Here is a 24,757-nt window from a genome sequence, read left to right on the forward strand (position 1 = left end):
CGGTCTACTTCGCCCGCCCGCACTCACCCTGGCAACGTGGCAGCAACGAGAACGCCAACCGGATCCTGCGCGAGTACTTCCCCAAGGGCGTCCCCATCACCTCCGACCCGAAATACCTCGCGATGGTGGCTTCCGAGATCAATGACCGACCGCGTAAGAACCACGGCTGGAAGAAGCCCTCCGAGATATTCACCGAACTCGTCGAGGCAAATGCTTCCACTGGCTGAACCCGCCGTGCGCTACGGCCCCCACCCAGGGGGAGGGGGCCGAGTAGCACCAGGAACCGGCTGCAGATGGTTCCACCGAGGGCTCGGGGGGTCGCAACCCCCGGGCCCTCTTCTAATCTAGACAACTTACTGTTGTCTGAGTCGAGCATACGTCATGCATGACGTACTGAGTGAAGTTGGGCCAGACTTGAGAAGTCGCTTCAGGCTATGAAGACAGCACCTTGTTAGCGGTTTATCTGCTGTGTGACTTCTGCGCCGGGTTTGCTGGCGGCGATGAGATAGGTGGCGGTGGCTTCGGCGGCGTCGCGTGCGGCAGTCGGTAGGACGGTGGTGTAGGTGTCGGCGGTGAGCCGGATGGTGGCGTGCCCGAGTTGGTCTTGGATGGTCTTCATGTCCGCGCCGGCGGCGTGGGCGAGGGTGGCGGCGCCGTGGCGCAGGTCGTGCAGGCGGATCGGTGGTAGTCCGGCCCGGTCCACCAGGAGTCGGAGGCGTTGGGTCAGGTAGCCGGGGTGCAGGGGCAGCCCGTCGGGGCCGGTGAACACGTACCCGCCGTCGTGGCACACCTTCCCGGCGGCGAGGCGTCGGGTGCGGCGGTCCTGTTGGCGGGTGCGGTGCTGCCGCAGCACCTGCACGGTGTGCTTGTCGAGAGCGACGGTGCGGCGGCTGGCGGTGGACTTGGGTGGTCCTTCGATGACGTCGTACCCGGCGGTGGTCCGCTGCCGCACCACGGCGAGTTGGCCTTCGTGCAGGTCGACGTCGGCCCACCGCAGTCCTGCGGCCTCACCACGCCGCAGGCCGCGCAGCGCGATCAGCCACCACAACGGATACAGGCTGTCGTCGCGGACGTAGTCCAGGAAAGCGGCCAGCTGCGCCGCAGTCCACACCGCGACCGTGGGCCGCGTCCCGGTGGCCTTCCACTCGGCGACCCGCGCCTCGGTCCAGACGAGGGTCTGCGGGTGGTCTCGGGCGGGCAGTTCGACCCGGCGGGCCGGGTTGTCGCTGATCAGTCCCTCACGGACAGCGGCGTTCAACGCCGCTCGCAGGGTGGTGTGCACGTGGTGCAGGGTGCACGCGGTCTGCGGTTGTCCGGCGCGGTTGCGGGTGACGGCGATCTGCGCGAATGCGGCGTTGAGTTGGCGCCCGGTCAGATCGCCGAGGATGAGCTGCCCGAGGTGCGGGATCAGGAATGTTTCCACGTCCCGGGTGTAGTGCATCCGCGTTGTCGCGCGGATTCGGGTACGGGTCGACAGCCAGTACCGCAGCCACCGAGCCAGGGTCCACGACCGGCCCGCCTGCTCTTCCCGTGACAACGCCAGCAATTCGTCGCGCGCCTGCCGGGCCGCCTCTGCCGAGGAGTACCCACCCCGGCGGATGCGCTCGACCTGACCCACAAGGTTGCGGGTGGAGCAGTGGAAGTACCAGCTCCCGTGATCGACTTTCGGCAGTCTTGGGCACGCCTTGCCCAATGGCCGGCTGGTCGCCGGGTTGAGGCAACCGCACCGCTTAACAATCGCACCGTGGCTGTTCATGTTCGGTACGTATTCAGCGTGAGGTGGATGGTCGGCGGCCGGTTGTCTACTGTGGCTGACCGGCTGGCAAGATCATGGTGTGCAGCCCGAGCCGCAGATGCCGCCCTCGTATGAGGAGTTGCTGGCTATGCTGGTTGAGCTGCGGGAACGGGTCGAGCGGCTGGAGGCCGAGAACGCGGAACTGCGGCGTCGGTTGGGGTTGAACTCGTCGAACTCGTCCAAGCCGCCGTCGTCGGACGGGCTGGCCAGGCCTCGGCCGCAGCCGGGCGAGAGTAAGAGCAGTGGCCGGCGGCGGGGTAAGCAGCCGGGATCGCCCGGGTCGACGCTGGACCTGGTCGCCGACCCCGACCAGGTGGTGCAGCATCGGCCGGTCCAGTGCGCCAACCCGGCGTGCGGCGCCGGCCTGGATGGTTGCCGGGAGTACGGGCGGCAGCGTCGGCAGGTGGTCGAGTTGCCCGAACCGCGGCCGGTGGTGACCGAGCACCAGTTGATCGCGCTGCAGTGCGCCTGTTGTGGGCAGGTCACCGAGCCGAAGGCGCCGGACGGGGTGTCCGGCAGGGTTCAGTACGGCACGGATGTCAAGGCGGGCGTGGTGTATGCCCGGGCCGCGCAGTTCCTGCCGTACGGGCGGGTCGCCGCGCTGATGGGTGACCTGCTCGGGGTGCGGGTGTCGACCGGGTTCGTGTACCAGGTGGTGGCCGAGGCGGCTCGCCGGCTGGGCCCGTTCACTACGCACATGGCGGCGCTGCTGCACGTGCAGGACGTGTTGCACGCCGATGAGCCCCCGGCCCGGGTCGCCGGTGGGTTCAAGTACGTGCACGTGGCGTGCACGCCGTCGTTGACGTTGTTCCACGTCGGTGGCCGGTCCGCGGCCGACGTCGACGCCGGTGGGGTGCTGCCCGGTTTCACCGGCACCCTCGTACGCGACGGCTACGCCGCCTACCGGCACCTGACCGACGCCGGGCACGCCTGGTGCGGGGCGCATCTGATCCGGGACCTGCGCGGGGTCCACGACAGCGATCCGGCCGGTCAGGGCTGGGCCGAGGTGATGGCCGGCACCCTGCTGATGGCCAAGCAGATGACCGAACACGCCGTCGCCGCAGGCCGCGACGCGCTGACCGAGGCCGAGGTCAGCCATATCCGGGCCTGTTACGCCGGGGCGGTCGCCTACGGCCGCGAGTGCAATCCGCCCAACCGCGACGGCGAGGTGCCGCGAGCCGGCAAGCTGGTCGAACGCTTCGCCACCCACCGCGACATGATCCTACGGTTCACCGTCGACCTGGCCGTACCGTTCACGAACAACCAGGCCGAACGTGACCTCCGCCCGGTCAAGCTCCAGCAGAAGATCTCCGCCACCTGGCGCACCCTGCAAGGCCTGGCCAACTTCGCCGCCCTGCGTTCCTACCTGTCCACCGCCGCCAAGCACGGCATGGACGCACTCGACGTGCTCAAACAACTGTTCACAACCGGGCCGTGGCTACCCCAGACCGCCACCTCAAGCTGAATACGTACCATGTTCGTCGTCCTCTCCCGAGTTGGTGTAGGGACACCTTGATGGAGAGCCGTACCGCAATTGCCTGTATCTGTTAGATATTGCAGGTATGTGCCGAATGGTTGTGATAAGGGTGAGGGCTCCGCGGAGAGATTGATCGGGTCTCAGAGACGTGCGCGAACGGGCAGATGGATTCGATGTCTGTAGCGGACCTTGGGAACCGCAATGTCGGAGGCCTGCCGGAATCGTGGAGGAGTGGACAAGGGCCGTGTCCCGGCACGCCGCGCGAACTCAACACCGGCACCTTCGGCTCGCGTCGCCCAGCGCCTTGATCCGGGGGACGGCGCCACGATCGCCTCGCACCGTATCGTTGGCAGCGATGTGGATTCGTGAGGTCGATATTCCGGCTGTCCTGGTCAACGAGTTTAGGGCTGGCAACCTGGTGCTGTTCGTCGGCGCTGGCGCCTCGGTCGACCCACCGGCGAGACTGCCGTCGTTCGTGGGCCTGACCAGGCAGATTGCGGTCGATGCCCGCCAGGACTTCGACGAGGCGGAGTTGCAGCGTCATCCTGACGTTCTGCTGGGCCGGATCGAGGACCGGGCCGTTGACGTCCACCACATCATCAAGACGATCATCGGCGATGCCGCGTCGGAGCCAAACGACCTGCATCGGGCGATCGCCCGGATTGCCGCGTCGGGCTCGCCGGTGCGGATCGTGACCACGAACTATGACCTGCACCTGTCCGCAGCGCTGCGAGACCTGGGCGCAACTTTCCCCGAGTATCGTGGCCCGGCCGTGCCGATGGGCGACGACTTCGACGGCATCGTGTACCTGCACGGCGACCTGACGCAGGAGTCCAGGCATCTCATCGCGACCGAGGGGACCTCGGGCGCGCCTACCTGACCGACGCCTGGGCGGCACGGTTCGTCGAGCGAATGTTCGCCAGGTACACGGTGCTCTTCATCGGCTACAGCCACAACGACACGGTCATGCGGCTGATCGCGCGAGGCATCGGCGGCGCGAGACGGCGGCGTTACGCGCTCACGCATGAGGTGGACCGCGACGTCTGGAAGACGTACGGCGTCGTTCCGATCAGGTACGAAGTCGTCGGAGACTCACACGCGGCGCTCGCCGACTCGCTGAACGGCTGGGCGGATCTGACGTCCATGGGATTGAATGACCATCGGCAGCGGATCGCCCAGCTGGTGGGGGCGCCGCCATCATTAGTGCCCGAGGAGGACTCGTACCTCGAAGACGTTCTGAGTGACGTGGACCGTGTGCGGTTCTTCGCCGAGCTCGCCGATCATCCGGGCTGGTTGTCGTGGGCCGCCGGGCGCTCGCGGTTTCAGGCAATGTTCCGTGCGGACGCCTCGCACGACCCTTGCACTGTCGTGCTCGCCGATTGGTTCGTCGAGCGATTCGTCATGAAGGAGACGCGAACGGAGGAGGCTCTGGCGGTCCTGTACGACGGAGGCGGCCTGCCTGCGCCGGTGCTATGCGCGGCCTTGGGACGGCACCTGCACCGCCGATCCGGACTGCGGCCCCCCTGGCTTGGTCCGTGGCTCGCAGTGCTGATCCAGCACGCCGGCGACGAGGACACGCACTGGCTCGAGTACGCGCTGCTGAAGTGCGGCTCACCTGCGGATCGCGTGGTGGCCTTGCTGCTGTTCGACAGCCTGACGCAACCCCGTCTCCGGCAACGTGCCCGGGCCTCTGGCGGGAAACCGTCGTTCGAGATCACCCTGCGTGGGTCCGTGGACCACCTGGACGAGGCCTGGACAGAGTTCTTCCGGCCGATCCTCGCCGAGGTGGCCGCCGCAATCCTGGCGATCGCGGACCGCCAGCTGCGACGAATCTCGGAGCTGCTAACCGTCTCCGGGGCGGCACGACCCGGCTGGGACCCCGTGTCGTTCAGCCGATACAAAATCGAGCGTGATGCTGGCGACGAGATTCGCCAGTCCGTGGACGCGCTCATCGACACCGCCCGAGACTGCGTTGAGGCTTTGCTGGCGGCCGGCGGGCCGTCCGGTCCGGGCTACCTCGACACCTGGGCCGCCTCCGACCTCCCGATCCTGCGCCGGCTCGCCCTGCATGGCTGGACCTACCGCACCGACATCGACGCGACGGCCAAGCTCGCCTGGCTGCGCACGACGGGCTGGCTCTTCGAACACCAACTGCGGCCCGAGGTGTACCACCTGATCGCGAACGCGCTGCCCAACGCTCTGGCCGCCGAAGCGGATGCGCTGGTAGCCGACACCCAGACCTTGCCGGTCACCGGTCGCGACGACGAGCACGTCGCCTACCTACGCTTCAACGCCCTGACCTGGCTGGTGCGATCAGCACCCGCCCTGACGTCGGCGCGAGCCGCGCTCGAGGAACTCCAGGCCGCCTACCCACGATTCCAGGCGCGCGAACAGCCCGACCTCCTACGCTCGCGGATCGAGGTCACGACCCTTCCGGAGCAGCCGCCGATGACTGTCGACGAACTGCACGAGCGGATCACGGCGAACCCGGCAGCCGCAGTCGCGGAACTGCGGCGATACGAGCACGTGCAGCTTCCGTTCGACGGCCCTGACTGGAACGATGCGCTGCGCGTGCTCACGGCCGCTATTCACGACCACCCCAGCGATGGATTCGCCGTCCTGGCGGTCGCCGAGCCCCCCATCGACATCGTCACCGCGATGATTGACGGCTGGTCGGCGGCACCGCTGAACCGGACGACCGCCGTCGCCGTGGTGCAGCGCATTCTTGACCTGGAACTCGAAGCGGTAGCCGACAGCGTCGCCCGGCTACTGGTCGGCGGCCTTGTCGACGCCGCCAACGCAACGAAGTGGCATCTGCTTCCGGAGGCGCGAAAACTAGCCGAGCTCCTGTGGGACGCGCTCGGGCCGGTTGACCCGCCGGACGGCGGACGGGACTGGTTCACGCTGGCGATCAACCGGCCAGCCGGGCAGCTCGCGCAGTTCTGGGTCCGGGCGGTCTCCGCCGACTGGACCGCCGCCGGTGACGCCTGGGAAGGTCTGCCATCAGAACTCCGGCGCCCGCTCGAAGCCATGCTGGGCGGACCGAACGGACCCACCTGGCTGGCTCAGCCCGTCCTGACCGGCCAACTGGCGTTCCTCTTTGGTGCCGACCGCCCTTGGTGCACGCAGTTCCTGCTCCCGCTGATGGCCTGGGCCGGAGACGCGGATAAGGACCGCCCGGTGCGGACCTGGACCGGTTACCTCACAACCGGTCGCATCACCGACGACCTGTTCGAGGCAGGACTTCGCAACGCCTACCTCGACGCTATCGAACAGGCCGATCGGCTGCCGGACGACCTACGGCGCGCCCTGCCGGCGCACCTCGCCGCGATCGCCGTATACGGCTCGACCGATCCGCTCACGTGGGTGGAGGAGTTCACCGCCCGGGCCGAAGAAGAACAGCGGATCCGATGGATGACCGAGGTGGCGGACACGCTCGGCAACCTAGCGCCGGACATCGTCGAGCAGCAGTGGCAGCGGTGGATGCAGCGATACTGGCAGCGTCGCCACAACAGCGTGCCCACGGCGCTGACGTTCGGGGAGGCCTCGGCGCTTGCGACCTGGATCCCGTGGCTGACGGACTCACTGGCGGTCGGCGTTGACCTGGCCACGAGACACCGGGCCGGCCTCACCGAACACCACACCCTCGACGATTGGACCGACGAGCGCCTCGCGCAAGCGCCGGCCCTGTTCGCCCGGCTCCTTGCCCACCTGCTGACGGGCACGACGCCGCCGATCTGGGACGATGTCGCACGAGTGGCGCTGGCGGTCAAGGACGACGCGGAACCAGCAGCCTTTAGCGTCATCCGCGACCAGGCATTACGCCTCGGCTTCTCCAGCGCCGCCAACTGGTGAGCTGCAGGGCCGCGGAGCCGTGCCACGAGTCGTGCAACCGGATCGGCGGCAGCCCCGTCCGGTTGACCAGCAGCCGCAACCGCTGAGTGAGATAGCCCGGATGGACCGCGTCCCTCGGGGCCGGTGAACACATAACCGCTGTCCTGCCAAACCTTCCCGATTGCGGCCCGCGCGCTACGCCGTTGGCGTTGCCGCTCGCGGTGCTGGCGCAACACCCCACGGTGTGCTGATCCAAGGTCACGCTCCGGCGGCTGGTCGCGGACTTCGGTGGCCCTTTGTGCACGTCGTAGCCGGCGGGTGCGCTGCCGCACCACCGACAACTGGCCGGCGTACAGGTCGACCTCGCTCCAGCCGCAGGCCGGCGGCCTCGTCGCGGCGCCGTCTGCGCAGGGCGATCAGCACAGGGCGAACAGGCCGCCGACGCGGACGTAGTCGAGGAAGGCGGCCAGTTGTGGTGGTGTCCCTACCGCGATGACGGGCCGCTCGCCGGTGGCCTTCCACTCGGCGATGCGGACCTCGGTCCAGACCTGGGCTTGAGAACTGGGGCGTACGGGTAGTTCCAGGTGGCAGGCCGGGGTGTTGGCGATCAGGTCCTCGGGCATGGTGTCGGCGTACGGGTAGACGTGCACAGCCAGGTACAGCTAAACGCGCACAGCGTCGTGTAGACCCACGATGAGGCGAGCGAGGCACGTCCGACGCTTCAACCATTAGCGAATCGACCAGCGGACTCAGCGAATCCCACAAGATCGATTCGGCGGCCACGTGACGTTTCGATACGACGACCCGTCGCCGACCGTGGGGCGCATCCGCTTCTACAGACGAGAGGACGTTTGCCGACGGGCCATCTGGACACCTGTACGTCATGTTCGATGACTTCACGGACGAGCGGATCGACGTCGGGGAGGTGGAAATCCGAGTTCGACATGCCGGACAAGGCCGTCCGGTTCTCCTCATCCACGGACATCCGCGTACCGGATCGACGTGGCATCGGGTCGCACCGCAACTGGTTGAACGGGGATTTGCCGTCGTCTGTCCGGATATGCGCGGCTACGGGCAGTCGGGGAAGGCGCGGATCCTCCCCGACCACTCCCAGCAGTCCAAGCGAGCCGTGGCAGCAGATTTCGTCCGGCTGATGAACGCTCTGGGACACCCGAGGTTCGCCGCGGTCGGGCACGATCGTGGCTCTTATGTGGCGCTGCGCCTGGCACTGGACCATCCCCACGCAGTCAGCCACCTGGTCGTACTCGACGGCGTGCCGATCAGTGAGGCCCTCGCCCGGTGCGACGCCAAGTTCGCCCGCGCTTGGTACCACTGGTTCTTCTTCGCCCAGCCCGACACGCCAGAGCGGGTGATCAACGTCGATCCCGACGCCTGGTACACCAGCAAGGCCCGGCCCGAGAGCATGGGAGCCGAGAACTATCAGGAGTTCCGGCAGGCCATCCACAACGCAGCCACGGTGCGGGCGATGCTGGAGGACTACCGCGCCGGCCTCGGAGTCGACCGGGAGCATGAGGAAGCCGATCGGCGCGCCGGTCGCACCGTAGGCTGTCCGACACTCTTCCTCTGGTCGACTCAGGATGACATGGAGAACCTGTACGGTGACCCGCTCGCGGTCTGGGCAGCGTGGGCCGACGATCTCCGTGGCCATCCGATCGAGTCCGGACACCACGTTGCCGAGGAGAATCCCGACGACCTGACCGCAGCGCTGCATGACTTTCTTGCCTGAAAGTCTCGCTCCGCCCATCGTCCCCTGATGCCGCAATGCGCGCGCAGCTTGGACGCCATGACAGTCACCGTTAGTAACCGAGATCTCGGCTCGACCCAGGCAGCGATAGTCGTTGAGGCGCGCAGCAGACTTAGTTTGCATGCCACGTCTTCACGAACCGACGATATAGTTCGGGATGCACAGCCTTCAGGGCCGCGACGAGGTGGATGGATTGGTCCGCGAGGGCGGCGGCGTGCTGCGCGCGAATGGAAGGCGGTGCTGGCCGGTCGAGATTGGCGAAGCACGCCTCAAGGTCGATGAACGTGTTCTCGATGGGGTTGACCAGGTCAGCGATTGGCTCATGTTGGTCAGAATCGAGGCAGGAGAGGTCGGCTGCGGCCAGGAGGCGTTCGAGCCCCTCGGGGCCGTCACTCCAGATGGTTTCGTCGGCGGGTGCGGGAAGAACCTTGGGCGCAAGGGCAGGGTCGGAATCCGCGAGGAACGTCTGGTATTTGACCGCGTAGACGTAGAGATCAACAACGGTGTCGAGAGCACTTTCGTCTGTGGTTGACGCGGCGGCGGTGGCGACGTTGGCGAGTCGGTCAACCTTGCGGGCGATGTTGGCCAGGATCGAGATTAGCTCCCCGCGGCGCTTCCATGAGTTGCCGTAGGCGGCGTCCTTGACGCGATGCAGGCGGGTGACGACGTCCTTGAATTCACGGGCGTGGGGGCCGTCTTCGCTGGGCGTGGTCTGGGCATCGGGTTCGGCCACGGTCAGGGTCTGGGTGTCGAGGTCGAAGTAGACGGTGCCGCCGCCGAGCCGGCGTAGGGCGCGCCAGGCGGTGAAGCCGGTGAGGATCGCCTTTTCCCAATCGGCCGCGCGGTGGGCGCCGACTTCGAGGTGGGCGACCATGCCGTGGATGACGTCGAGCAGGTCGTTGTCGACGTGATTCTTGCCGTCGAGGTAGCGGTGCCGGCTGGCGTAGGAGAAGACGAGGGCCGAGATGCCTTCCTCGATCGCGATTGCCCGGCCGCCGTCCTCGGCTTCGTCGGTCTCGGGGTTGCTGCGGCGCTTGCGTTTGAGCAGGGATCGCATGACGGGGGACCAGCCGAGCACCGCGGCGTAGGCGAGATGGAAGATGTCGTGGAAGCAGTACCCGTCGGCGATGTGGGACGCGTTGGTGATCGGGTCACCCACCGCGACGCCGTCGCGGGTAAGGACCGAGGTTTCGCGGCCGTTCGAATTCTTGGTCAGGGTGAAGACGAACTCGGCGCGTCGAGGAAGTTGTTCGTGGTCGTCGTAGCCCCCGTCGAACGGGATGGCTTCTGCGGGGGTGTGCCGCCAGCGGTCGGTGATCTTGCTGAGGTTCGCCGTGGCGATGTCGTCGAGGTCGAGACCGAGGTGATGGGCTGCGGCGGAGACGTACCAGAGCACGTCGCCGAGTTCCTCGCGCATCCGTACGCGGAACGCCGGGTCGGCAGGCCCATCGCGCAGCTGCTTCTTGTAATGGGTCAGGACCGTGCCGGTCTCTCCCGCGAGACCGAACAGCGCGATGGCGAGGGCGTCCTCGCTGGCCTGAGGGGGCTGGACGGTCTTGATCGCCGAGCGCTGGTACGCCTTCATCTCCACGCGATGCCCTCCTGTCGATGACGGAATTTCCGACATCGAGTCTGAGTATCGCACAGACGTGGTACGATCGGCCACGGTGAAGGATTTTCCGACATGATCGGGGACGAGTAGTTGCAGCACAGAGCTAGTCCGACGGTCGAGGCGATCGTTGACGTGATCATCCGGCTGTTGGCCGAGGAGCGCGGAGAGTCCGAGGCGGACGTGCGCGACGCGCTGGAGGAGCAGGGCTGGGAGATGCCTATCGACTCCCTTCGCATCGTCGAGATCTTGGTGAAGGTGGAAGACGAGTTCGGCGTCGAGGTGCCGGCAGATGTCGACTCCGCGCGGTCAACACGGTCGGTGCGCGCGTTCGCGGACGTCGTCCGTCTCGCCTGCGCGGTGGAAGAACGGAGTCAGTCATGAAGACGGAATCAAGGCCGGAGGCGGGGCGCTCCCGCGAGTGGGGGATCCTTGGCGAGCGCCTGAAGGACGTTCGGGAGTACCTCAACTTCACCCAACAGTGGGTGTCCGAGCAGACCGGGATACCGCGAACCGCCATCGGTGAGATCGAGCGTGGCAGCCGACGGGTCGACAGCTTCGAGTTGAAGAAACTTGCGCGGCTGTATCGCTATCCGATCAGCTACTTCCTGGACGAGGACCTCGACGCCGTCCCCGCCGAACACGCCGTGATCGGCCTGGCCCGACGGTTGACCAACCTCAAACAGGAGGACCGCGATCAGGTCATGAAGTTCGCGGCGTTTCTCGAGCTGTCCTACCAGGCGGACGCGGAGAACGACGACGACCGGACCAACCCGGACAACCGTGGAGCCTCATCGTGAACTGGTTGATGGCTCACCGAGTCGCGGGGATCGCCGCGGCCAATTTGCGCCGCCGGCTCGGGCTCTCCGAGGGTGAGTACGTCGACGCCTTCACGGCCCTCGAACTGTCCGGCCTGACGGTCATGGGCCAGGACATGCCGAACCTGTTCGGCGCATTTGTCCCACCGCAACCAGGTCGGCACGGTGGCATCCTGCTCAACAGCAGGATGAGTGAGGCGACGATCCGTCACTCGGCCGCCCACGAACTCGGCCACGCGGAGATGGGTCACGGCAACTGTGTGGCCGAGGGCCTCGACCCTTTCGCCTCCTCGCGAGGCAAGCAGTGGTCCGATGAGGAGAAGCAGGCCGAGGCATTCGCGGCGTGGTTCCTGATGCCCATCCCCGCCGTCAAGACGGCCCTCATCCGCCTGGGCCTCGACGTGCCGCGGGAGGCCATGGACGCCTACCAGCTGTCGCTGCACCTGGGCACGTCATACCGTGGCACGGTACGCCACCTCGGGAGTCTCCGGATGATTCCACCAGGCGTCGGCAGCGGTTGGGCGGGCATCCCGCCAGCGCGGTTGCGTGCCCAGCTCTGCGGTCGACGTCGAGATCTCCCGGCGCGGGTATGGGATCTGACTGGTCTGACGGAGGGCTGCCGACTGCCGGTCGATCGCGGCGATCGCCTCATCGTCCGCGCCCCGTGGCTCGGCTCGTCCCCGACCTTCACCGGTCCGGTCGGGGTCACGATGCGCGTCGAGCCGCAGACGGTCGCGCCGGGGGAGGGAGCAGAGTTCGACATCGTCGACGACATCGCCACCGAATCAACGCTCACACTGACGTCCGACAGCGGTTCGGAGCGGTGGTCAGTCACCCTGATGGCGACACCGCCATCGCGTGAGGGTCTCATCGCGAGTCGACGACCACCAATCATGATCGGACCGGCTACGAGGGCGGGGCGATGACGATCATCACCGTGCAAGCCCCGAATGTCTCCACCGCGTGGCTGTCCGCCGCAGCGCAGCTACACGCCCAGCCCCGCCGTGAGGCCTTCCACGCCGTCGTGCACATCGACGACCCGGTCGCCGAGAACCCTGAGATCCGTACGGCGGTCGATGGGATTCTGCGGGGCGAGAATCTGCAGACCATCGAGACGGTGGCGAACACCATCTTCCCGGCAGGCATCGCCGCGTCGAGCCATAGCCACGCCGAGCTCGTCGAGCGGTACCTCCGGATCTTGCCGGTCTTGCGGAGGTTCCCGAAGAATGAGCGCGGCGCCACCTACTTCAGCCGACTCGTGCAGTACCCCACCAAGAACGGGCCCTTCGATCAGATCGGTGCCGTCATCGACCGGGTCGGGATCGAACGGCGCACCCCCGGCGGAAAGCGCGCCCGCTACGAGGTTGGCGTCGCAGGCGGAGACGACACTGAGAGCACGGCCAATCAGATCTACATCCCCGGGACCGACAACAACCCCATGGCCTTCCCGTGCCTGAGTCACTGCTCGTTCCAGTTCGACAGGAACGATCGGCTGCACCTACTCGCGACCTACCGAAGCCAATACCTGCTCCAGCGCGGGTACGGCAACTACCTCGGCCTCGGCCGGCTTCTCGCCTACGTTGCCCAGCAGACGAACCTCCAGGTCGGTCAGCTCACCGTCGTGGCCGGGCTCGTCCGCCTGGAGAATCCAATCCTGCCGGTCCGGGCCATTATCAAACAGTTCACGCCGAGCGTGCCCGTGCGTTAAGGCGCCCGGACAGGCGCGCTCACGCCGGTCGGTAAGCCATCGCAGCATCCAGGACGTTTCGAACCGCAGGGTCGTCCAGCACCGCGAGACAGTCTTCCGCGTACGTGGAGAAGCTGGTGAGCATCGCCGTCACCTGCGGGTCGACGCCGCGGGCCGTGAGGTCAGTGCTCTCGATGTGAAGGTCGCGGTAGATGCGGGCACCCAAGCTGTCCAGCGCCGTCGCGAGGACCGTCACAGCATGTGCATACGCCGGCTCAACCTCGGTCAGCGGGTTCTGCGGCATCATGCGCTCCTTGCAGGATAGTTGGAGGTTTTGCCGGGATCGGCGGCGTCAGGCAGCGGCGTCACTGATCAAGCCGCCCATTGATGCCCCACTTCGGCGGAAACCACGCTGTCAGGGCTTCTGGTTCCAGGACATGGCGGTAGGACTGCTTGATCCGGGTACGCCCGCTGATCCCGGCCACGTCGGGATGAGCGACGCGGGCGTACTTGTCGACCTCGCAGAACAGGTTCTGGCAGTCGACCAGTTGCAGCCGCCGGCCGCCGAGCGTGGCGAACGTGAGGCCTAGCCGCGACCAGTGCTCCTCTTGCGTATCTGCGACGTACCGGATGATGTCCTGCTCGATGCCGTGAGCGGCGATCCCGAAGCATTTCCGGATGCCGTCCCGGGCGCCGGGGCCAGCCATCACGAAGTCCATCTCGTCGAAGTCGAGGGCGGACGTGTAGTTCAGGTCGATGAGAAGTTGATAGGCGAGAAAGTCACCGAAGGCAGGTAGTGCCCGCAGGACGTTGAAGGCCTCGCGCATGCTGTCGGCCGACTGGAGACGCTCCGGCACACCGCTGGTCATCATCGCTTCGATCAGCCGCAGATGGTTGCGATGCTTGCGAGCCTCGCCAAACTGCGGCGGCGGAATCACATAGGCAGCTGAGTACAGTCGCTGACCCGCCGTGAAAGCCTCCGTCAGGATGCCGTCGTAGTCGGCGAACCGGTAGTCCCGCCAAGACGGGGTTCCGAGACCGGCGCCTAGGATGCGCCAGGTCGAGATCCGGTTGAACAGCTTGAACAGGACCGTCCGGAAGAAGACCTCCTCCCACGCCTGGTCGCCTGTGTAGATCACGTCCCGGATCAGGTACTGGCTCACACGGTCGGCAGCCCGGTAGCAGTTCGTGAAGCGGTGCTGGCCCAGAATCGGGTCGTTGGTCCACGGCGCCGGAGCCCCTCGAAGCCGCGCCAAGTAAATGCTCTGCCGCGCGACCGCAAAGCGCCAGTAAGTGTCGAAAACCGCCGAGGGCTGCAGCGGACGGCCCGCCACGATGACCTCTCGACCACCTGCTGGCGGGAGACCTCGCTCGTGCTCGAGTACGGCCTGCCTCATATAGCTACTATATATTAGTTACACTCCTGGCGGGTACAGAGAGCGAGGTGACGCGTGGATCTGCTGAAGGACTCGCCACGCCGGACGACCTCGGTGCAGTGGCCCGCTGAGGTAGACGATCATTTGGATCTGCTCGTCGCGCTGGTGGCAGCTCAAGGAGTCCCGGTCAGCCGAGCTCAGCTGTTGTCGGCCCTAGTCGCCGACGCGCAGCTCAACGGCAAGGCTCTTTCCCAGGTCGTCCGCCGATACCTGGGTGGCCTGCAAGTTGGCGACCTGGCTGCGGCAGCGCCGCCGTCCGACGGCCTGCCCACCACGCCACGGCGCGGCCGGCGGCGTTCAGCGGCGTGACCGTGCCGCATCAGACGCCCTCTCACTTGGGGAAGTTTGCCCTGACGACCATCAGATTTGAGGCGTTTAAAGACTTTCTGCCCGTTTGAGGGCGGTTCGTGATCCGGCCGGGGCGGCCGCGTAGGCGAACCTGGCATCTTTTGTGATCGTCGACGAGCGGCAGGTGGTCCCGCGGTCGGTGTTTGTCTGATAGCGGATCGTTGCGAGAGACTCTGGTGTGACCACGGACCCGGCGGACCTACCGCATCGCGGCGAGTCTCACCGCCAGGAGCGTGACGGCGTACTCGAGGTCGAGATCGCCGTCACAAAGCAACTGCGGTGGATCCTCCGCGAGCAGCCGATCCTTGACTACGGAGTCGACGCCCATTTCGAGGTGGTCTCGGAGAACGACAGGGTTACCGGCAGGCTCATCGGCGCACAGATCAAGAGTGGGGAGTCCTACCTCGAGCCCGTCGCGGGCGGGTGGAACTTCACGAAGGGCAAGCTCAAGCACTACAACTACTGGCTTGGACACAGCCTGCCGATCGTGCTGATCTTGCATGATCCGCGGGACGACAAGTTGTACTGGCAGGTCGTTGACGAGACGACCGCGACCGTCACCGGGGCCGGGTTCAAGGTCTTCGTGCCGGCGAGCAATGTTCTCGACATTTCGGCGAAGCCGAAACTCGAAGATCTTGCACGCCGGGCCGGTGCGGCGGCCCTGGCCGTGTATGACGGGTCGCTACAGCTGCTGCCGTGGGCTGCGGTCCGGGCACTGCGCACGGCGGAGACGGCGGACCGGACGGGAGCAGCCCGACTCGCGCAGCTTCTGGCTGACGGCCGTGTTCGTCCGACCCATGCGGTTCAGCAGGTGCTGGCGGCGAAGCCCAGTTGGCTGGTCGACAGCGCCGCCGCCGTCGAGCTGTGGGCCGCGACTGCTGGGTTTGCTAACGCTCACGGGCTGCCCGACCTCGCCATTGAGGCGTTCGATCGGTGCGTCGAGGTGGGCGGCCCGCAGGCCGCCCGGCGGCGCGCACTGGCCGGCTGGACGTTGATCGGTGCCGGTCGACGGGACGAGGCTCGGGCCTATCTCGATCAGGCAAAGACGGACGGCGCGGTCGTCTTGGCCGACGTTGGACTCGCTGCCCTCGCGATCCCGGCCGACGACGCACAGCAGGTGGAGGCGCCACCGTCACTTCTGGAGGCGACGGACGCGGAGATCGATGCCGAACCTGCCTTGGTCAACTTCCTCGCTGAGCAGCGGGTCCGCGCCGGTGACATCGATGGAGCCGTCGCCCTCATCCGCCGGGTCGTCGACGGGGTGGAGCGGTGTGATGCCTCGATGCGGCTCAGACTGGCGGAGTTGCTGCGCCGCCGCATCCAGGAACACGCCGGATACGGCGGACCCGACAGCGTGGAAGCACGCCGGTACGCACGTTCCGCTCTGGAGGAGTATCGCTGCTGGTGCGGCCCGAGCGAGAACGCGCTCGGTGAACTCCTCGATCTTGAAATCCTCGACGGCGATCTCATCACCGTGGTGGAGCTCGCCCTTCCCGCCGCCGCGGGAGGAAGAGCCACCGAGCGAGAGGCCAACGCTCCCGAGATCGCCCGCCGCGGCGCCACAGCGGCCTTGTTGTGCCAGCGCCACGACGCATTGACACTCTTCCGGCAAATTCTCGAGGGGGACCCGTACCTGGCTCAGTTGGACGCTCAGAAGCTTGAGATCCATGGCGGCGACGTGGACGAACTGCGACGGGCGTGGCAGCACGCGTTGGACGTCGCCGTCGATGACCGCAGCCTGGCCTCGTGCTCACTACGGTTGGCCGACCTCGGCGTCTGGCCCATTCCTAAAGCCGAAAACTTGCTGGCCCGATCGATCATCCCGGAATGGTCGTACCGCTTGGCAGAGGCCGTCGCCCGCGCCGCCACCGGCGACCCGGGCGGGGCGATGACGGTGCTTCGCGCCCTCGCGCAGGATCGCATCGACGCCGCCCTGCGCCTGGTGATGGTGATCGAGCAGTATGAAGGGGCGACTGCAGCCGCCCACGAGTGGCGACAGCAGTACGACCAATGGCAAGATGTCGCGCTCGCCGATGTGCTGCCCAACGCATCCTGGACGGGCGACGACGGAATTCCGTCGCTGATCGCCGACCTGCTGGCTGACCAGAGGATGTCAGGCGACGCCCGCGCCCGGCTACGCCGCCGCTTCGTCCACCACCTGCGCGAGAACCGTCAGTGGGACCGCGTCGCCCGGGTGTGCCGAGCCGGACTACAGGAACGCCCCGATGACTACCTGGCCTGGAGCTTCGCCTTGGCCCTGCACGAGACCCATCGGGTCCCGGACGCGCGAGCGGCCCTCGCCCAGCACCGTCCCGCGCTGGACTCCGAGCAGCAGGCCCGGCTGTGGGCCCGACTTCACATCGGTGTCGACCTCGACAACGTGGACGCTGTGGTCGCGGCCGACCTCGCCGAGCGATTCTCCAGCGTCCCGGCCCTTGCCGAACAACTGACAACGTTCTTGCGCCGGGAACAGCATCGCCGGCGGCGAGATGACGTACCGGAGTGGCCCCGGGAGTTCCAGGCCCGGGTCGACGCGCTGACCACTGCGATATTCGGCGCCGACGATCCGGACGCGGTCGCCGAGACCACGGTGGCCCAGCGGCTCGGCGAAATCGGTTACGAGCGACTGGAAGATCTACGGCGCAAGGTGGAGCAAGGCCATGAGCCCTTGGCGGCGTTGGCGTCGCTGGCCCGCAGCCCGTACGGCAAGATGCTCCTACTTCGTACCGTCGGCATGACGCTTGCCACCGACCCCGAACCGGGTATCGCCGCGGTCGGGGTGTCGACTGCTCGCGAGGCGCTCGCGCGACGCGAGGTCGTGATGGATCAGTCGGCGTACTACCTGCAACTCCTGCTCGGCCGCGACGGTGAGCAGCTGCGGATGCGCTTCGCGAAAGTGCATGTGCCCGCGACCGGCGCCGTAGACGCCAGCAACACCCGCGACAGCGTCTGGGCCACCACTGCCGCTGAACACACCTTCGGCGTGCACAACGGGCAGTTGCGCCGCGAGACGATTCCCGCCGCTCGCCGCGCCCGCCTGCGTTCTCTCGCAGCCGAGCTCGAACAGGTCACCACCCGGGCAATACATCACGAGGTCGCACCCAGCGCAGGGCCCGCCCACGACGCGATTGAACTCGCCCGCCGCCTCGGCATCGCCCTGTACGCCGACGACGTCGTCCTTCGCCAACTCGCACGGGCGCACGGAGTACCGGCATTCGGCACTTCCGACCTGATCACCGCAACCGACACCCCCACCGCCCACGCGGACGAGATGACCCGTCGCCTCGCGGCCGAGTACGTTGTCGATCTTCCGCTCGATGGCGACGACCTCGCACAACTCGAAACCGACGGTGAGTGGCGCGGCGCTGGCCGGCTCAACCTCAGCCGCAGCCAGTGGTGGACCCACATGAACGCGGCCAGCCTCGATGCATGGCGCGCCGCCGCTCGAGCAGCTGCCCTAATCTCCAACGACAACCTCGTCGTGGTCACCAAATACGCGCTCCACGGCGCTCTATACGCGTGCTCGCCTGGGCACCGCACACAGCGATACCTGCAAGTCGTCGTCGCTGCGCTCGACTCCATCCACGAAGCCGGGCTCCAGATTCCCGATGACTTCCTCGATGCGCTGAAAGCGGCAACGGTCGAAAACATCGCTCCAGGAGACCGGTTCGTCTTTCGTGCCTTGATCGACGCGCTACACGCACGAGGCGTCGACGACGCGACCGGCGTGGCAGCGGACATGCTCCCGGAGGTTGCAGCCGACGCGGCCACGTGGGGCTGATTGCGCAACGAGGCCCGCTGAGCAAATGGTCGGCTTAGCTTGGCGTTTAACCTGCCGGCCCGATTAGCTGCGGATTCGGCCGGGGATCAGTCTGTGCTCTGTGGACAGCGAGCGGCCTTGGCGTGATCATGGTGTTGCTGAGACATTAATGATCGACACCAAGGCCGTGAGGATGAGTGTGCTGGATGACGCTGCCCGCGTCGAGGCTTTAGCGGTGCTGTCCACGTTCCGGACCGAGTTCTACCGTTGTCTGACCGCCCGTGCTGACGCCCTGTTCGAGGTGACTGACGCGCTGCTGTGCACGGACGGGCCGGTCAGGTCGCTGGTCGATCTGGTGCTGGCGCCCGGACACCGCTGCGGCCACGGCGGCATGTACGACGGGTTGAACTGCGGACGCGTTGATGTCGGGAGGCTGCGCCGGGCCGTGGCGGGCCTGCCGGTGCCGCGGGCCGCCGACGGGCGGATCGTTCTCGCTGTTGACGTCAGCCCGTGGCTGCGCTCCGATGCCCAGACCAGCCCGGACCGGCTGTTCTGCCACGTCTACGGCCGGGGCAAGGGGCAGTCGCAGTTGATCCCGGGCTGGCCGTACTCGTTCGTCGCGGCCCTCGAAGCCGGCCGAACCTCGTGGACGGCGATCCTCGACGCGGTGCGGCTCGGCCCGGCCGATGACGCGGCCGCCGTCACCGCCGACCAGCTACGCGCCGTCGTGCAACGCCTCATCGCGGCCGGCCACCACGCACCGGGCGATCGGCGGATCCTGATCGTGTGCGACGCCGGCTACGACATCCCCCGCCTGGCGTTCCTCCTCGCCGACCTGCCCGTGGACCTGCTCGGACGGCTGCGCTCGGACCGGGTGATGGCACTGCCACCACCCCCACGGCTACCCCGGACGACGGGCCGGCCACCCAAACACGGCCCCGAACTCGCCCTCGCCGACCCCGACACCTGGCCAGCACCGCAGACCGTCACCACCACGCAGACCACCCGCTACGGCACCGCCACCGCGACCGCCTGGGACCGGGTCCACCCGAGGCTGACCCGCCGCACCTGCTGGCTCGACCACCGCGGCGACCTGCCGATCATCGAAGGCACCCTGATCCGACTGCAGGTCGACCACCTGCCCGGCGACCGCCACCCGAAACCGGTCTGGCTGTGGACCTCCATCACCGCGGCCACCGCCGCAGACGTGGACCGCAACTGGCAGTCCTACCTGCGCAGATTCGACCTCGAACACACCTTCCGGCTCCTCAAACAGACACTGGGCTGGACCCGGCCCAAGATCCGCACACCCGACGCGGCCGACCGGTGGACCTGGCTGATCATCACTTGCCACACCCAACTACGCCTCGCCCGCGGCCTCGCCGAAGACCTCCGCCGGCCCTGGGAACGACCCACCGACCCAGACCGGCTCACCCCAGCCCGGGTCCGCCGCGGGTTCCGCCACATCCACCCGAAGACCACCCACCCCGCCAGCGCACCGAAACCCAGCAAGGCCGGACCCGGACGCCCCCGAGGATCAAAGAACCGGCAACCCGCGCCCAGCTACGACGTCGGGAAGACCGTGAAACGCGCCCTATCCATCACCGAACGACGAAAGCAGACGGGTTAAACGCCAAGCTTAGAGAGTGTTGTGATACTTGGACGTGATCTTCGCAGAGTCCGAACTCAGTGCGGCACCCGAACACGGCTGCGACGAGCCCGTCTCCCCGACGCCCCCAGGCGCGGTGGTGGCCGCAGCCGAGCTGGCCTGCCGGGTCGCCATTGACGAACTGACCTACGACTGCCAGATGCCGGCCACACTGATTGAGGTATACGAGCCTCGAGCAGGCCGCTCCGGTCAGCAGCTACCTGACTGAGCTTGTCGATCAAAGCCGGAGCAGCCGGTCCCACAAATCATCAACCAGAGATCACCATCCCGCGACTGGCGCGAAGAACGGTGGCGTGTTACAGGTGCATTTGCCCCTTCCTGCTCAGCCGAACTCGCAGCGTGCCCAGCGATCGTGGCTGCTCGGTGGCTGCTCGTACGTCGGGGAATTGACGCCGACGTACGGCCACGCACGCGGACCAGACAGGACGAGCGAGGCCGGGCCTTCCATCTATGAATCAGAATGCCGCCAACGATCAGCGCGCTGACCTGCAAGCATGCAGCCGGACTTGGACGGACAGGCGGCCCTACGGCCGGACGGTTTTGGTGTAGAGTGCTTTTTGTAGCAGTGTGCTTCCGCAGCCTTGGACTACGGATCAGAAGGTTAGGGGTTCGAGTCCCTTCGGGCGCACAAGATCAAGAGGCGTCTGACCTGCAAGAACAAGGGTCGGGCGCCTCTTCGCTCTGTCACAGGTAGACGATTTGGTGCTCGAATGGTGCTCGTACGACGAGAATGCCTTATGTCCCGTCCGGTCCGTGGTCCGCACCGGTACGACAAGCGATGGCGGTTACATCGGTGTGGTGCGGGATCGGCGTAGAGAACGTGATCGCAGCGCCTTCGCCCTGGGCGCCCTGATCCTGATCTTCGTCCCGGTCCCTGGGACCTACCTCAATCCCGTGGCTCCGCCGCCGACTGGTTCGTGACTACGGGACGGCGGTCGCGCTGTCGGTGACAATGCGGGTCCGTGCGCGGCGTCGAAGGTTGATCGAGCGGGTCGTTCTTGTCGGTACGACGGGGTGGTCCGCGACGGCAGGGAGAAGGCGTCGACGTCCGCGCTGGCGAGCGTAAGTTGGGCGACCACTACGGGGTGCTGCTCCAAGAGGCGGCGGCGACCACGGTGCGTCGCCGAAATCGGCGCCGCGCAACTGTGGTTAGCCCAGCCCGGCCGTTCCATCACGCATTGGCTATCACGGTGAAGGTCCGGCCCCGCTCGATCCTTCGGCCGAAGTCCGGCAAATCTCACCGCCGGTCCCGCGGCCGCAGGGCGGTACTAGGCGGTTGGCTGCGATGCGGCCAGCCCCCGTTTCCTTCAGATTGTCCCGTCAGCGGCGGCGGGTCAGCACGACGCCACAGGCGACCATCGCGGCGTAGAGGACGTGCCAGATTGTGAGGGGGCAGATTTGCGACACCGTACAGCGGGGCCGCTGCTACTCCTCGTCGGGTGCGCCCAAGTGCGGGCGGTGCTCCGCGATCCATGCCTCCACGTCGCGTTTCAGCCACACTGCGCCCATCCCGAGCCGGTCGTACGGCTTCGGGAAGTCCGGGCGGTCGATGATCTGCCGCGTCCGCTGGCGGCTGACGCCGAGGCGCGCTGCGATCTCCCCCGCTCCGTACAGGTGCCGTGGCATGGCCGCAGGGTAGCCACGCGGTAACTGGTCAAACCGCAGCTTGGCGAGCCGCAAGACGTCACGTCGCAGGATGCACCTTGACAAGGGGCAGCCATCGACCAACGATGAGCGCATGCCGCTGACCAGGACGTCGCGCCCGGTACCCGTAGGCCCACGACACCGTCGGGATTGGCGGAAGGGATGGCGCCGATGCACCTGCGGCCTACCGTGGCCGTGCCCGGATCGCGGCCCAGTACCTCCGGCCGAACCGCCGACCTACAAGGGGACCGCCCCGGCGCCGCCCCCGTCATGGGGGCGGGAGGTGACGGCGCTGTACCCGCCGATCGGGCGGGCAGGGCACCTGACGCCCGCGCAGGCGCGACGGTCAGGCATCCAGCAGTGAGCGGGGTGCCGGCACGCCCCCACACACCGATGCGCCCCCTCTGGCGGTGCCGCCGCTGCGGCTGCCCTTGGCCCTGCTCCCCAGCCCGCCTGGCCCTGTTGGTGGAATACAAGGACGCCCGCTCGTCGCTGGCCGTCTCCCTATCGCTCGCCCTCGCTGACGCCCTGGATGATCTGCACCGCCTGGGCCTTGACACCGGCGGGGTGCACGCCCGGTTCCTCGGCTGGCTCCGCGCCCGGGGCGGACTGCCGCCATCGGCCGAGGGACACAATTGCGGCAAGCCACAGGCGCGGGCCTAGTCTGGGCGGCGACCGATCGAATCGCCAGCAGGTTACCCGCGGCTGAAGGGGCCTGTGGGGCTGACAGCCGCAGTCGCCGTCGGAGCCGGGCATGACCATCATCGGGGGGATGCGGACCCAAGCTGCCGACCACTGCCGACTGGTGGCGATCCGCGTCGACGAGCAGGTGCCGGCCATCATCGGGCTGGCGTTCGGGGCCGACCCGCATCGAAGCTCGCGCTGCTTCCTTGTTGCCTCGCCGCCTCACGCCTCACTACCTGCGCCGTTCATCGCTCACTTCCAGCAACACGGCGCCCGCGACGCCGGGGCGTCGTGCAACCAGTGCGGGCGAACGTTCAGCGAACGCCGCGACGATGTCGTCGGGTGCTCTTCCGCTCATCCACGGAAGCCTGTCCTGATTCAACTGCTCAACCGCCGTAGGTTCTCCGACGATGAGGTTTCCGATCAGAATGCGGAGATTTTGGGTCACGCTAACGGATGCGTTGTAATCGCCATAGTTGCGGCAAACCAGGTGATACCAGGGCCAGGAGTCACGAAGGACGGCGTTGGCGAAGGTTCGCTTCGCACGCCCGTGCCGCGCAGCCGTCTCTGCTAGTAAGAGTGCGCACCCCCACTGCGTGTGGTCCAGTGGGCCGTGTGGGCATGGACCGCATGGCGCGTAGCCGTGTGGGCCAGGCCGGTGATCGGTATAGAGGCAGTAGAGCCCAACTACACCGTCTTGCTGTGCCCGTCGGGCAAGCACCTCAGCCTGTAGTACATCGGGCTGCCGGGGAGCGGGCTGTTTCAGGTTGATATGGCCGGTCTCGGGATGTGCCCGCTTCGCCTGCACACGAAGCCCGACATAACCGTCCTGATCATGGAACCACCACAGCCAGTCGGCACCAAGGACTGACTCCTCATCCGCGCCGAACCGCCTGATGAAGATCTCGTGAGGACGAGCAGTTGCAAGCTCAAGCAGTAGATTGTCAGTGAACGTGGTCTCCCAGGGCACTAGCCCGACAGCCCTGCCTCGGCCGATATCGCGATACACCTTGGACGCAAGGTAGCGAAAGAGGTAGCAGAGGTCGGCTGAACCGGCCCAGGAGTTGAGGTCCATAGAAGGCGCATTCTGCCGCATCCTGTCGACCTGATCGAGGCAGGCGTTGCCCTTCTGGCCTGCTCCTGCAGGACCTCTCGCTTACAACTCTGTGCGTCGCGTCCGCAGGCGTCCGGCAACGGCTGCACGCTCGGAGCTTCGTCCGTGCCAGCGCTCGTCAGCGTGCCGTTGTCCGCCGGCGACGGGGCTTGTCCCTCGTGGCACCCCTCAACGCCGGCGACGATGACTGCGACGCAGGGTCACCCGCCACGGAAGTGGTATCGGTGGGGGCGCAGCTCACTCCTTGCGATTGCGGCAGGGCACGCGTGGGGTGCGAAAGCCTCGCCAGACAGGGCTAGCGCCGGCAGTCCGACATCTCGCTTGCGAGTTCTAGGCACCTCGTCCGTCTGCGTCCGTCCATGGTGATGACCTCGGACCCTCGTCCGTTACCGCTTCGCCCTGGCCGGTTGCTGTCGGCCTTGCTGTCGGACTGGCACTAGCAGGGCGGGGCCACGTCATCGACCAAGTGGCTCCCATAGGGTCTCCCCGTACCCTTGTTAAACATGTGTGACGAACAAGCCAGGGAGGGCACGTGGCAGCGGAGCCGATTGCGCCGCGGGCAGGACGACCGGCACCGGAGGACATGCGGTCGTACCTATCGCCTCCTGTTCGAGAGATGCTCCGGGGATGGCTAACGCGGTATCTGATGGGTTCGGTTGGTGACAACCTGAAGCGCGCTCTGCTTGTGGCGGTTGGCCTAGATATTGATCTCCATGCAGGACGCCCGGACTGGGCCTACGGCGAGATCTTGAACTACACCGACCGAGGAGACGAGGAACTCCTCGACGCCGTCCACGTCACGCTCGGCGTCTTGCACTCCGACAACAAGGTCCGCGCTCGTCCGCCCCACCATGATGTCGACCGGGTCCTTGCCGTCGGGCGTTCGGCGTGGAAGGCAACCGAGACGGGGCTCGTTCACCGAGCCGACCCCTCAGCACAGACCGCCTTCGAGTACGCCGCGGCTACTGGTGACGAGGTGGGCGAGGAACTCAGGGTCATTGCGTTGTCGGGATGCTGCTGGTCACGGCGGTGATGAGGTCGTGGGGGCGGCGGTTCGCGCGTCGGGTGGCGCGGGCGATGTTGGCCTCGCCGTTGGTGCGGTGGTAGCCGATCGAGG

Annotated in this window: 22 protein-coding genes; 14 read left to right on the forward strand and 8 right to left on the reverse strand. The window is 66.9% G+C overall.

Annotation, left to right across the window (positions count from 1 at the left end):
- On the forward strand, window positions 1-227 hold a 227-nt coding region (locus DKT69_RS38500; protein WP_161557949.1), incomplete at its 5' end, for an IS30 family transposase.
- A gap of 224 nt (window positions 228-451) precedes the next feature.
- Here the strand turns inward: DKT69_RS38500 and DKT69_RS25670 are convergent.
- Entirely contained in the window at window positions 452-1,423 is a 972-nt protein-coding gene (locus DKT69_RS25670; RefSeq protein WP_236648344.1) for a site-specific integrase, read from the reverse strand.
- A 430-nt stretch (window positions 1,424-1,853) separates the two neighbouring features.
- Here DKT69_RS25670 and tnpC point away from each other — a divergent pair, with 430 nt between their 5' ends.
- From tnpC to DKT69_RS25685, 3 genes are all read left to right on the forward strand, one after another.
- A complete protein-coding gene (gene tnpC, locus DKT69_RS25675; RefSeq protein WP_368666273.1) occupies window positions 1,854-3,260 on the forward strand; it encodes an IS66 family transposase in 1,407 nt (468 codons plus the stop codon).
- 367 nt (window positions 3,261-3,627) lie between these two features.
- Window positions 3,628-4,152: an SIR2 family protein gene (locus DKT69_RS25680; protein ID WP_109804071.1), complete on the forward strand. Its 525-nt coding sequence runs from the start codon at window positions 3,628-3,630 to the stop codon at window positions 4,150-4,152.
- A gap of 32 nt (window positions 4,153-4,184) precedes the next feature.
- Window positions 4,185-7,127: a DUF4020 domain-containing protein gene (locus tag DKT69_RS25685; RefSeq protein WP_109804072.1), complete on the forward strand. Its 2,943-nt coding sequence runs from the start codon at window positions 4,185-4,187 to the stop codon at window positions 7,125-7,127.
- Between the two features lie 395 nt (window positions 7,128-7,522).
- Here the strand turns inward: DKT69_RS25685 and DKT69_RS39150 are convergent, their stop codons facing one another.
- On the reverse strand, window positions 7,523-7,756 hold the full coding sequence (locus DKT69_RS39150; RefSeq protein WP_201749855.1) for a hypothetical protein: 234 nt from the start codon (window positions 7,754-7,756) through the stop codon (window positions 7,523-7,525).
- Between the two features lie 233 nt (window positions 7,757-7,989).
- On the opposite strand from DKT69_RS39150, the gene DKT69_RS25695 reads away from it, so the two are divergent.
- Complete coding sequence (locus tag DKT69_RS25695; RefSeq protein ID WP_109804073.1) at window positions 7,990-8,853, forward strand: alpha/beta fold hydrolase; 864 nt, start codon at window positions 7,990-7,992, stop codon at window positions 8,851-8,853.
- 130 nt (window positions 8,854-8,983) lie between these two features.
- On the opposite strand, the gene DKT69_RS25700 is transcribed toward DKT69_RS25695, so the two are convergent.
- Window positions 8,984-10,456: a nucleoside triphosphate pyrophosphohydrolase family protein gene (locus tag DKT69_RS25700; RefSeq protein ID WP_236648348.1), complete on the reverse strand. Its 1,473-nt coding sequence runs from the start codon at window positions 10,454-10,456 to the stop codon at window positions 8,984-8,986.
- A 159-nt stretch (window positions 10,457-10,615) separates the two neighbouring features.
- On the opposite strand from DKT69_RS25700, the gene DKT69_RS25705 reads away from it, so the two are divergent.
- From DKT69_RS25705 to DKT69_RS25720, 4 genes are read left to right on the forward strand one after another with little or no spacing between them, the layout of a single operon-like run.
- The gene (locus DKT69_RS25705; protein WP_236648345.1) at window positions 10,616-10,864 is read left to right on the forward strand and encodes an acyl carrier protein; all 249 of its coding nucleotides are present in this window, start codon (window positions 10,616-10,618) and stop codon (window positions 10,862-10,864) included.
- Window positions 10,861-11,280 (forward strand): helix-turn-helix domain-containing protein, encoded by a 420-nt coding sequence (locus DKT69_RS25710; protein WP_109804076.1) that lies wholly within the window; start codon window positions 10,861-10,863, stop codon window positions 11,278-11,280. The genes DKT69_RS25705 and DKT69_RS25710 overlap by 4 nt, the downstream gene beginning before the upstream one ends.
- Window positions 11,277-12,224 (forward strand): ImmA/IrrE family metallo-endopeptidase, encoded by a 948-nt coding sequence (locus tag DKT69_RS25715; protein ID WP_109804077.1) that lies wholly within the window; start codon window positions 11,277-11,279, stop codon window positions 12,222-12,224. The genes DKT69_RS25710 and DKT69_RS25715 overlap by 4 nt, the downstream gene beginning before the upstream one ends.
- Complete coding sequence (locus tag DKT69_RS25720) at window positions 12,221-13,006, forward strand: thymidylate synthase family protein (RefSeq protein WP_109804078.1); 786 nt, start codon at window positions 12,221-12,223, stop codon at window positions 13,004-13,006. The genes DKT69_RS25715 and DKT69_RS25720 overlap by 4 nt, the downstream gene beginning before the upstream one ends.
- Before the next feature lie 19 nt (window positions 13,007-13,025).
- Here the strand turns inward: DKT69_RS25720 and DKT69_RS25725 are convergent, their stop codons facing one another.
- Entirely contained in the window at window positions 13,026-13,292 is a 267-nt protein-coding gene (locus DKT69_RS25725) for a hypothetical protein (protein WP_109804079.1), read from the reverse strand.
- Window positions 13,293-13,350: 58 nt separating this feature from the next.
- On the reverse strand, window positions 13,351-14,382 hold the full coding sequence (locus DKT69_RS25730) for a nucleotide kinase domain-containing protein (protein WP_236648346.1): 1,032 nt from the start codon (window positions 14,380-14,382) through the stop codon (window positions 13,351-13,353).
- A gap of 54 nt (window positions 14,383-14,436) precedes the next feature.
- Between DKT69_RS25730 and DKT69_RS25735 the strand changes: the two genes are divergently transcribed.
- From DKT69_RS25735 to DKT69_RS37890, 4 genes are all read left to right on the forward strand, one after another.
- A complete protein-coding gene (locus DKT69_RS25735) occupies window positions 14,437-14,730 on the forward strand; it encodes a winged helix-turn-helix domain-containing protein (protein WP_109804081.1) in 294 nt (97 codons plus the stop codon).
- Between the two features lie 217 nt (window positions 14,731-14,947).
- On the forward strand, window positions 14,948-18,550 hold the full coding sequence (locus DKT69_RS25740) for a DUF4365 domain-containing protein (RefSeq protein WP_109804082.1): 3,603 nt from the start codon (window positions 14,948-14,950) through the stop codon (window positions 18,548-18,550).
- Window positions 18,551-18,722: 172 nt separating this feature from the next.
- Complete coding sequence (locus DKT69_RS25745; protein ID WP_109804084.1) at window positions 18,723-20,159, forward strand: NF041680 family putative transposase; 1,437 nt, start codon at window positions 18,723-18,725, stop codon at window positions 20,157-20,159.
- Between the two features lie 34 nt (window positions 20,160-20,193).
- Entirely contained in the window at window positions 20,194-20,406 is a 213-nt protein-coding gene (locus DKT69_RS37890; RefSeq protein WP_146231204.1) for a hypothetical protein, read from the forward strand.
- Between the two features lie 1,217 nt (window positions 20,407-21,623).
- Here the strand turns inward: DKT69_RS37890 and DKT69_RS25750 are convergent.
- Complete coding sequence (locus DKT69_RS25750) at window positions 21,624-21,824, reverse strand: helix-turn-helix transcriptional regulator (RefSeq protein WP_109804085.1); 201 nt, start codon at window positions 21,822-21,824, stop codon at window positions 21,624-21,626.
- Between the two features lie 483 nt (window positions 21,825-22,307).
- Here DKT69_RS25750 and DKT69_RS25755 point away from each other — a divergent pair, with 483 nt between their 5' ends.
- Window positions 22,308-22,505: a hypothetical protein gene (locus DKT69_RS25755; RefSeq protein ID WP_236648347.1), complete on the forward strand. Its 198-nt coding sequence runs from the start codon at window positions 22,308-22,310 to the stop codon at window positions 22,503-22,505.
- 253 nt (window positions 22,506-22,758) lie between these two features.
- On the opposite strand, the gene DKT69_RS37895 is transcribed toward DKT69_RS25755, so the two are convergent.
- Both DKT69_RS37895 and DKT69_RS40125 read right to left on the reverse strand, forming a co-directional pair.
- Entirely contained in the window at window positions 22,759-23,601 is an 843-nt protein-coding gene (locus DKT69_RS37895) for a DUF6615 family protein (protein WP_146231205.1), read from the reverse strand.
- Between the two features lie 736 nt (window positions 23,602-24,337).
- Window positions 24,338-24,559: a hypothetical protein gene (locus DKT69_RS40125; protein ID WP_146231206.1), complete on the reverse strand. Its 222-nt coding sequence runs from the start codon at window positions 24,557-24,559 to the stop codon at window positions 24,338-24,340.
- Between the last annotated feature and the right edge of the window lie 198 nt (window positions 24,560-24,757).

Source organism: Micromonospora sicca, from assembly GCF_003172935.1.
In the GTDB taxonomy this organism is placed as follows: Bacteria; Actinomycetota; Actinomycetes; order Mycobacteriales; family Micromonosporaceae; genus Micromonospora; species Micromonospora sicca.

Coding starts and splice junctions, on each gene's coding strand:
- DKT69_RS25720 (WP_109804078.1), top strand. CDS start 12,221: ATGACGATCATCACCGTGCAAGCCCCGAATGTCTCCACCGCGTGGCTG.
- DKT69_RS25700 (WP_236648348.1), bottom strand. CDS start 10,456: ATGAAGGCGTACCAGCGCTCGGCGATCAAGACCGTCCAGCCCCCTCAG.
- tnpC (WP_368666273.1), top strand. CDS start 1,854: ATGCCGCCCTCGTATGAGGAGTTGCTGGCTATGCTGGTTGAGCTGCGG.
- DKT69_RS25730 (WP_236648346.1), bottom strand. CDS start 14,382: ATGAGGCAGGCCGTACTCGAGCACGAGCGAGGTCTCCCGCCAGCAGGT.
- DKT69_RS25695 (WP_109804073.1), top strand. CDS start 7,990: ATGTTCGATGACTTCACGGACGAGCGGATCGACGTCGGGGAGGTGGAA.
- DKT69_RS25750 (WP_109804085.1), bottom strand. CDS start 21,824: ATGCCACGGCACCTGTACGGAGCGGGGGAGATCGCAGCGCGCCTCGGC.
- DKT69_RS25685 (WP_109804072.1), top strand. CDS start 4,185: ATGTTCGCCAGGTACACGGTGCTCTTCATCGGCTACAGCCACAACGAC.
- DKT69_RS37895 (WP_146231205.1), bottom strand. CDS start 23,601: ATGGACCTCAACTCCTGGGCCGGTTCAGCCGACCTCTGCTACCTCTTT.
- DKT69_RS25725 (WP_109804079.1), bottom strand. CDS start 13,292: ATGATGCCGCAGAACCCGCTGACCGAGGTTGAGCCGGCGTATGCACAT.
- DKT69_RS25710 (WP_109804076.1), top strand. CDS start 10,861: ATGAAGACGGAATCAAGGCCGGAGGCGGGGCGCTCCCGCGAGTGGGGG.
- DKT69_RS25680 (WP_109804071.1), top strand. CDS start 3,628: ATGTGGATTCGTGAGGTCGATATTCCGGCTGTCCTGGTCAACGAGTTT.
- DKT69_RS25745 (WP_109804084.1), top strand. CDS start 18,723: ATGAGTGTGCTGGATGACGCTGCCCGCGTCGAGGCTTTAGCGGTGCTG.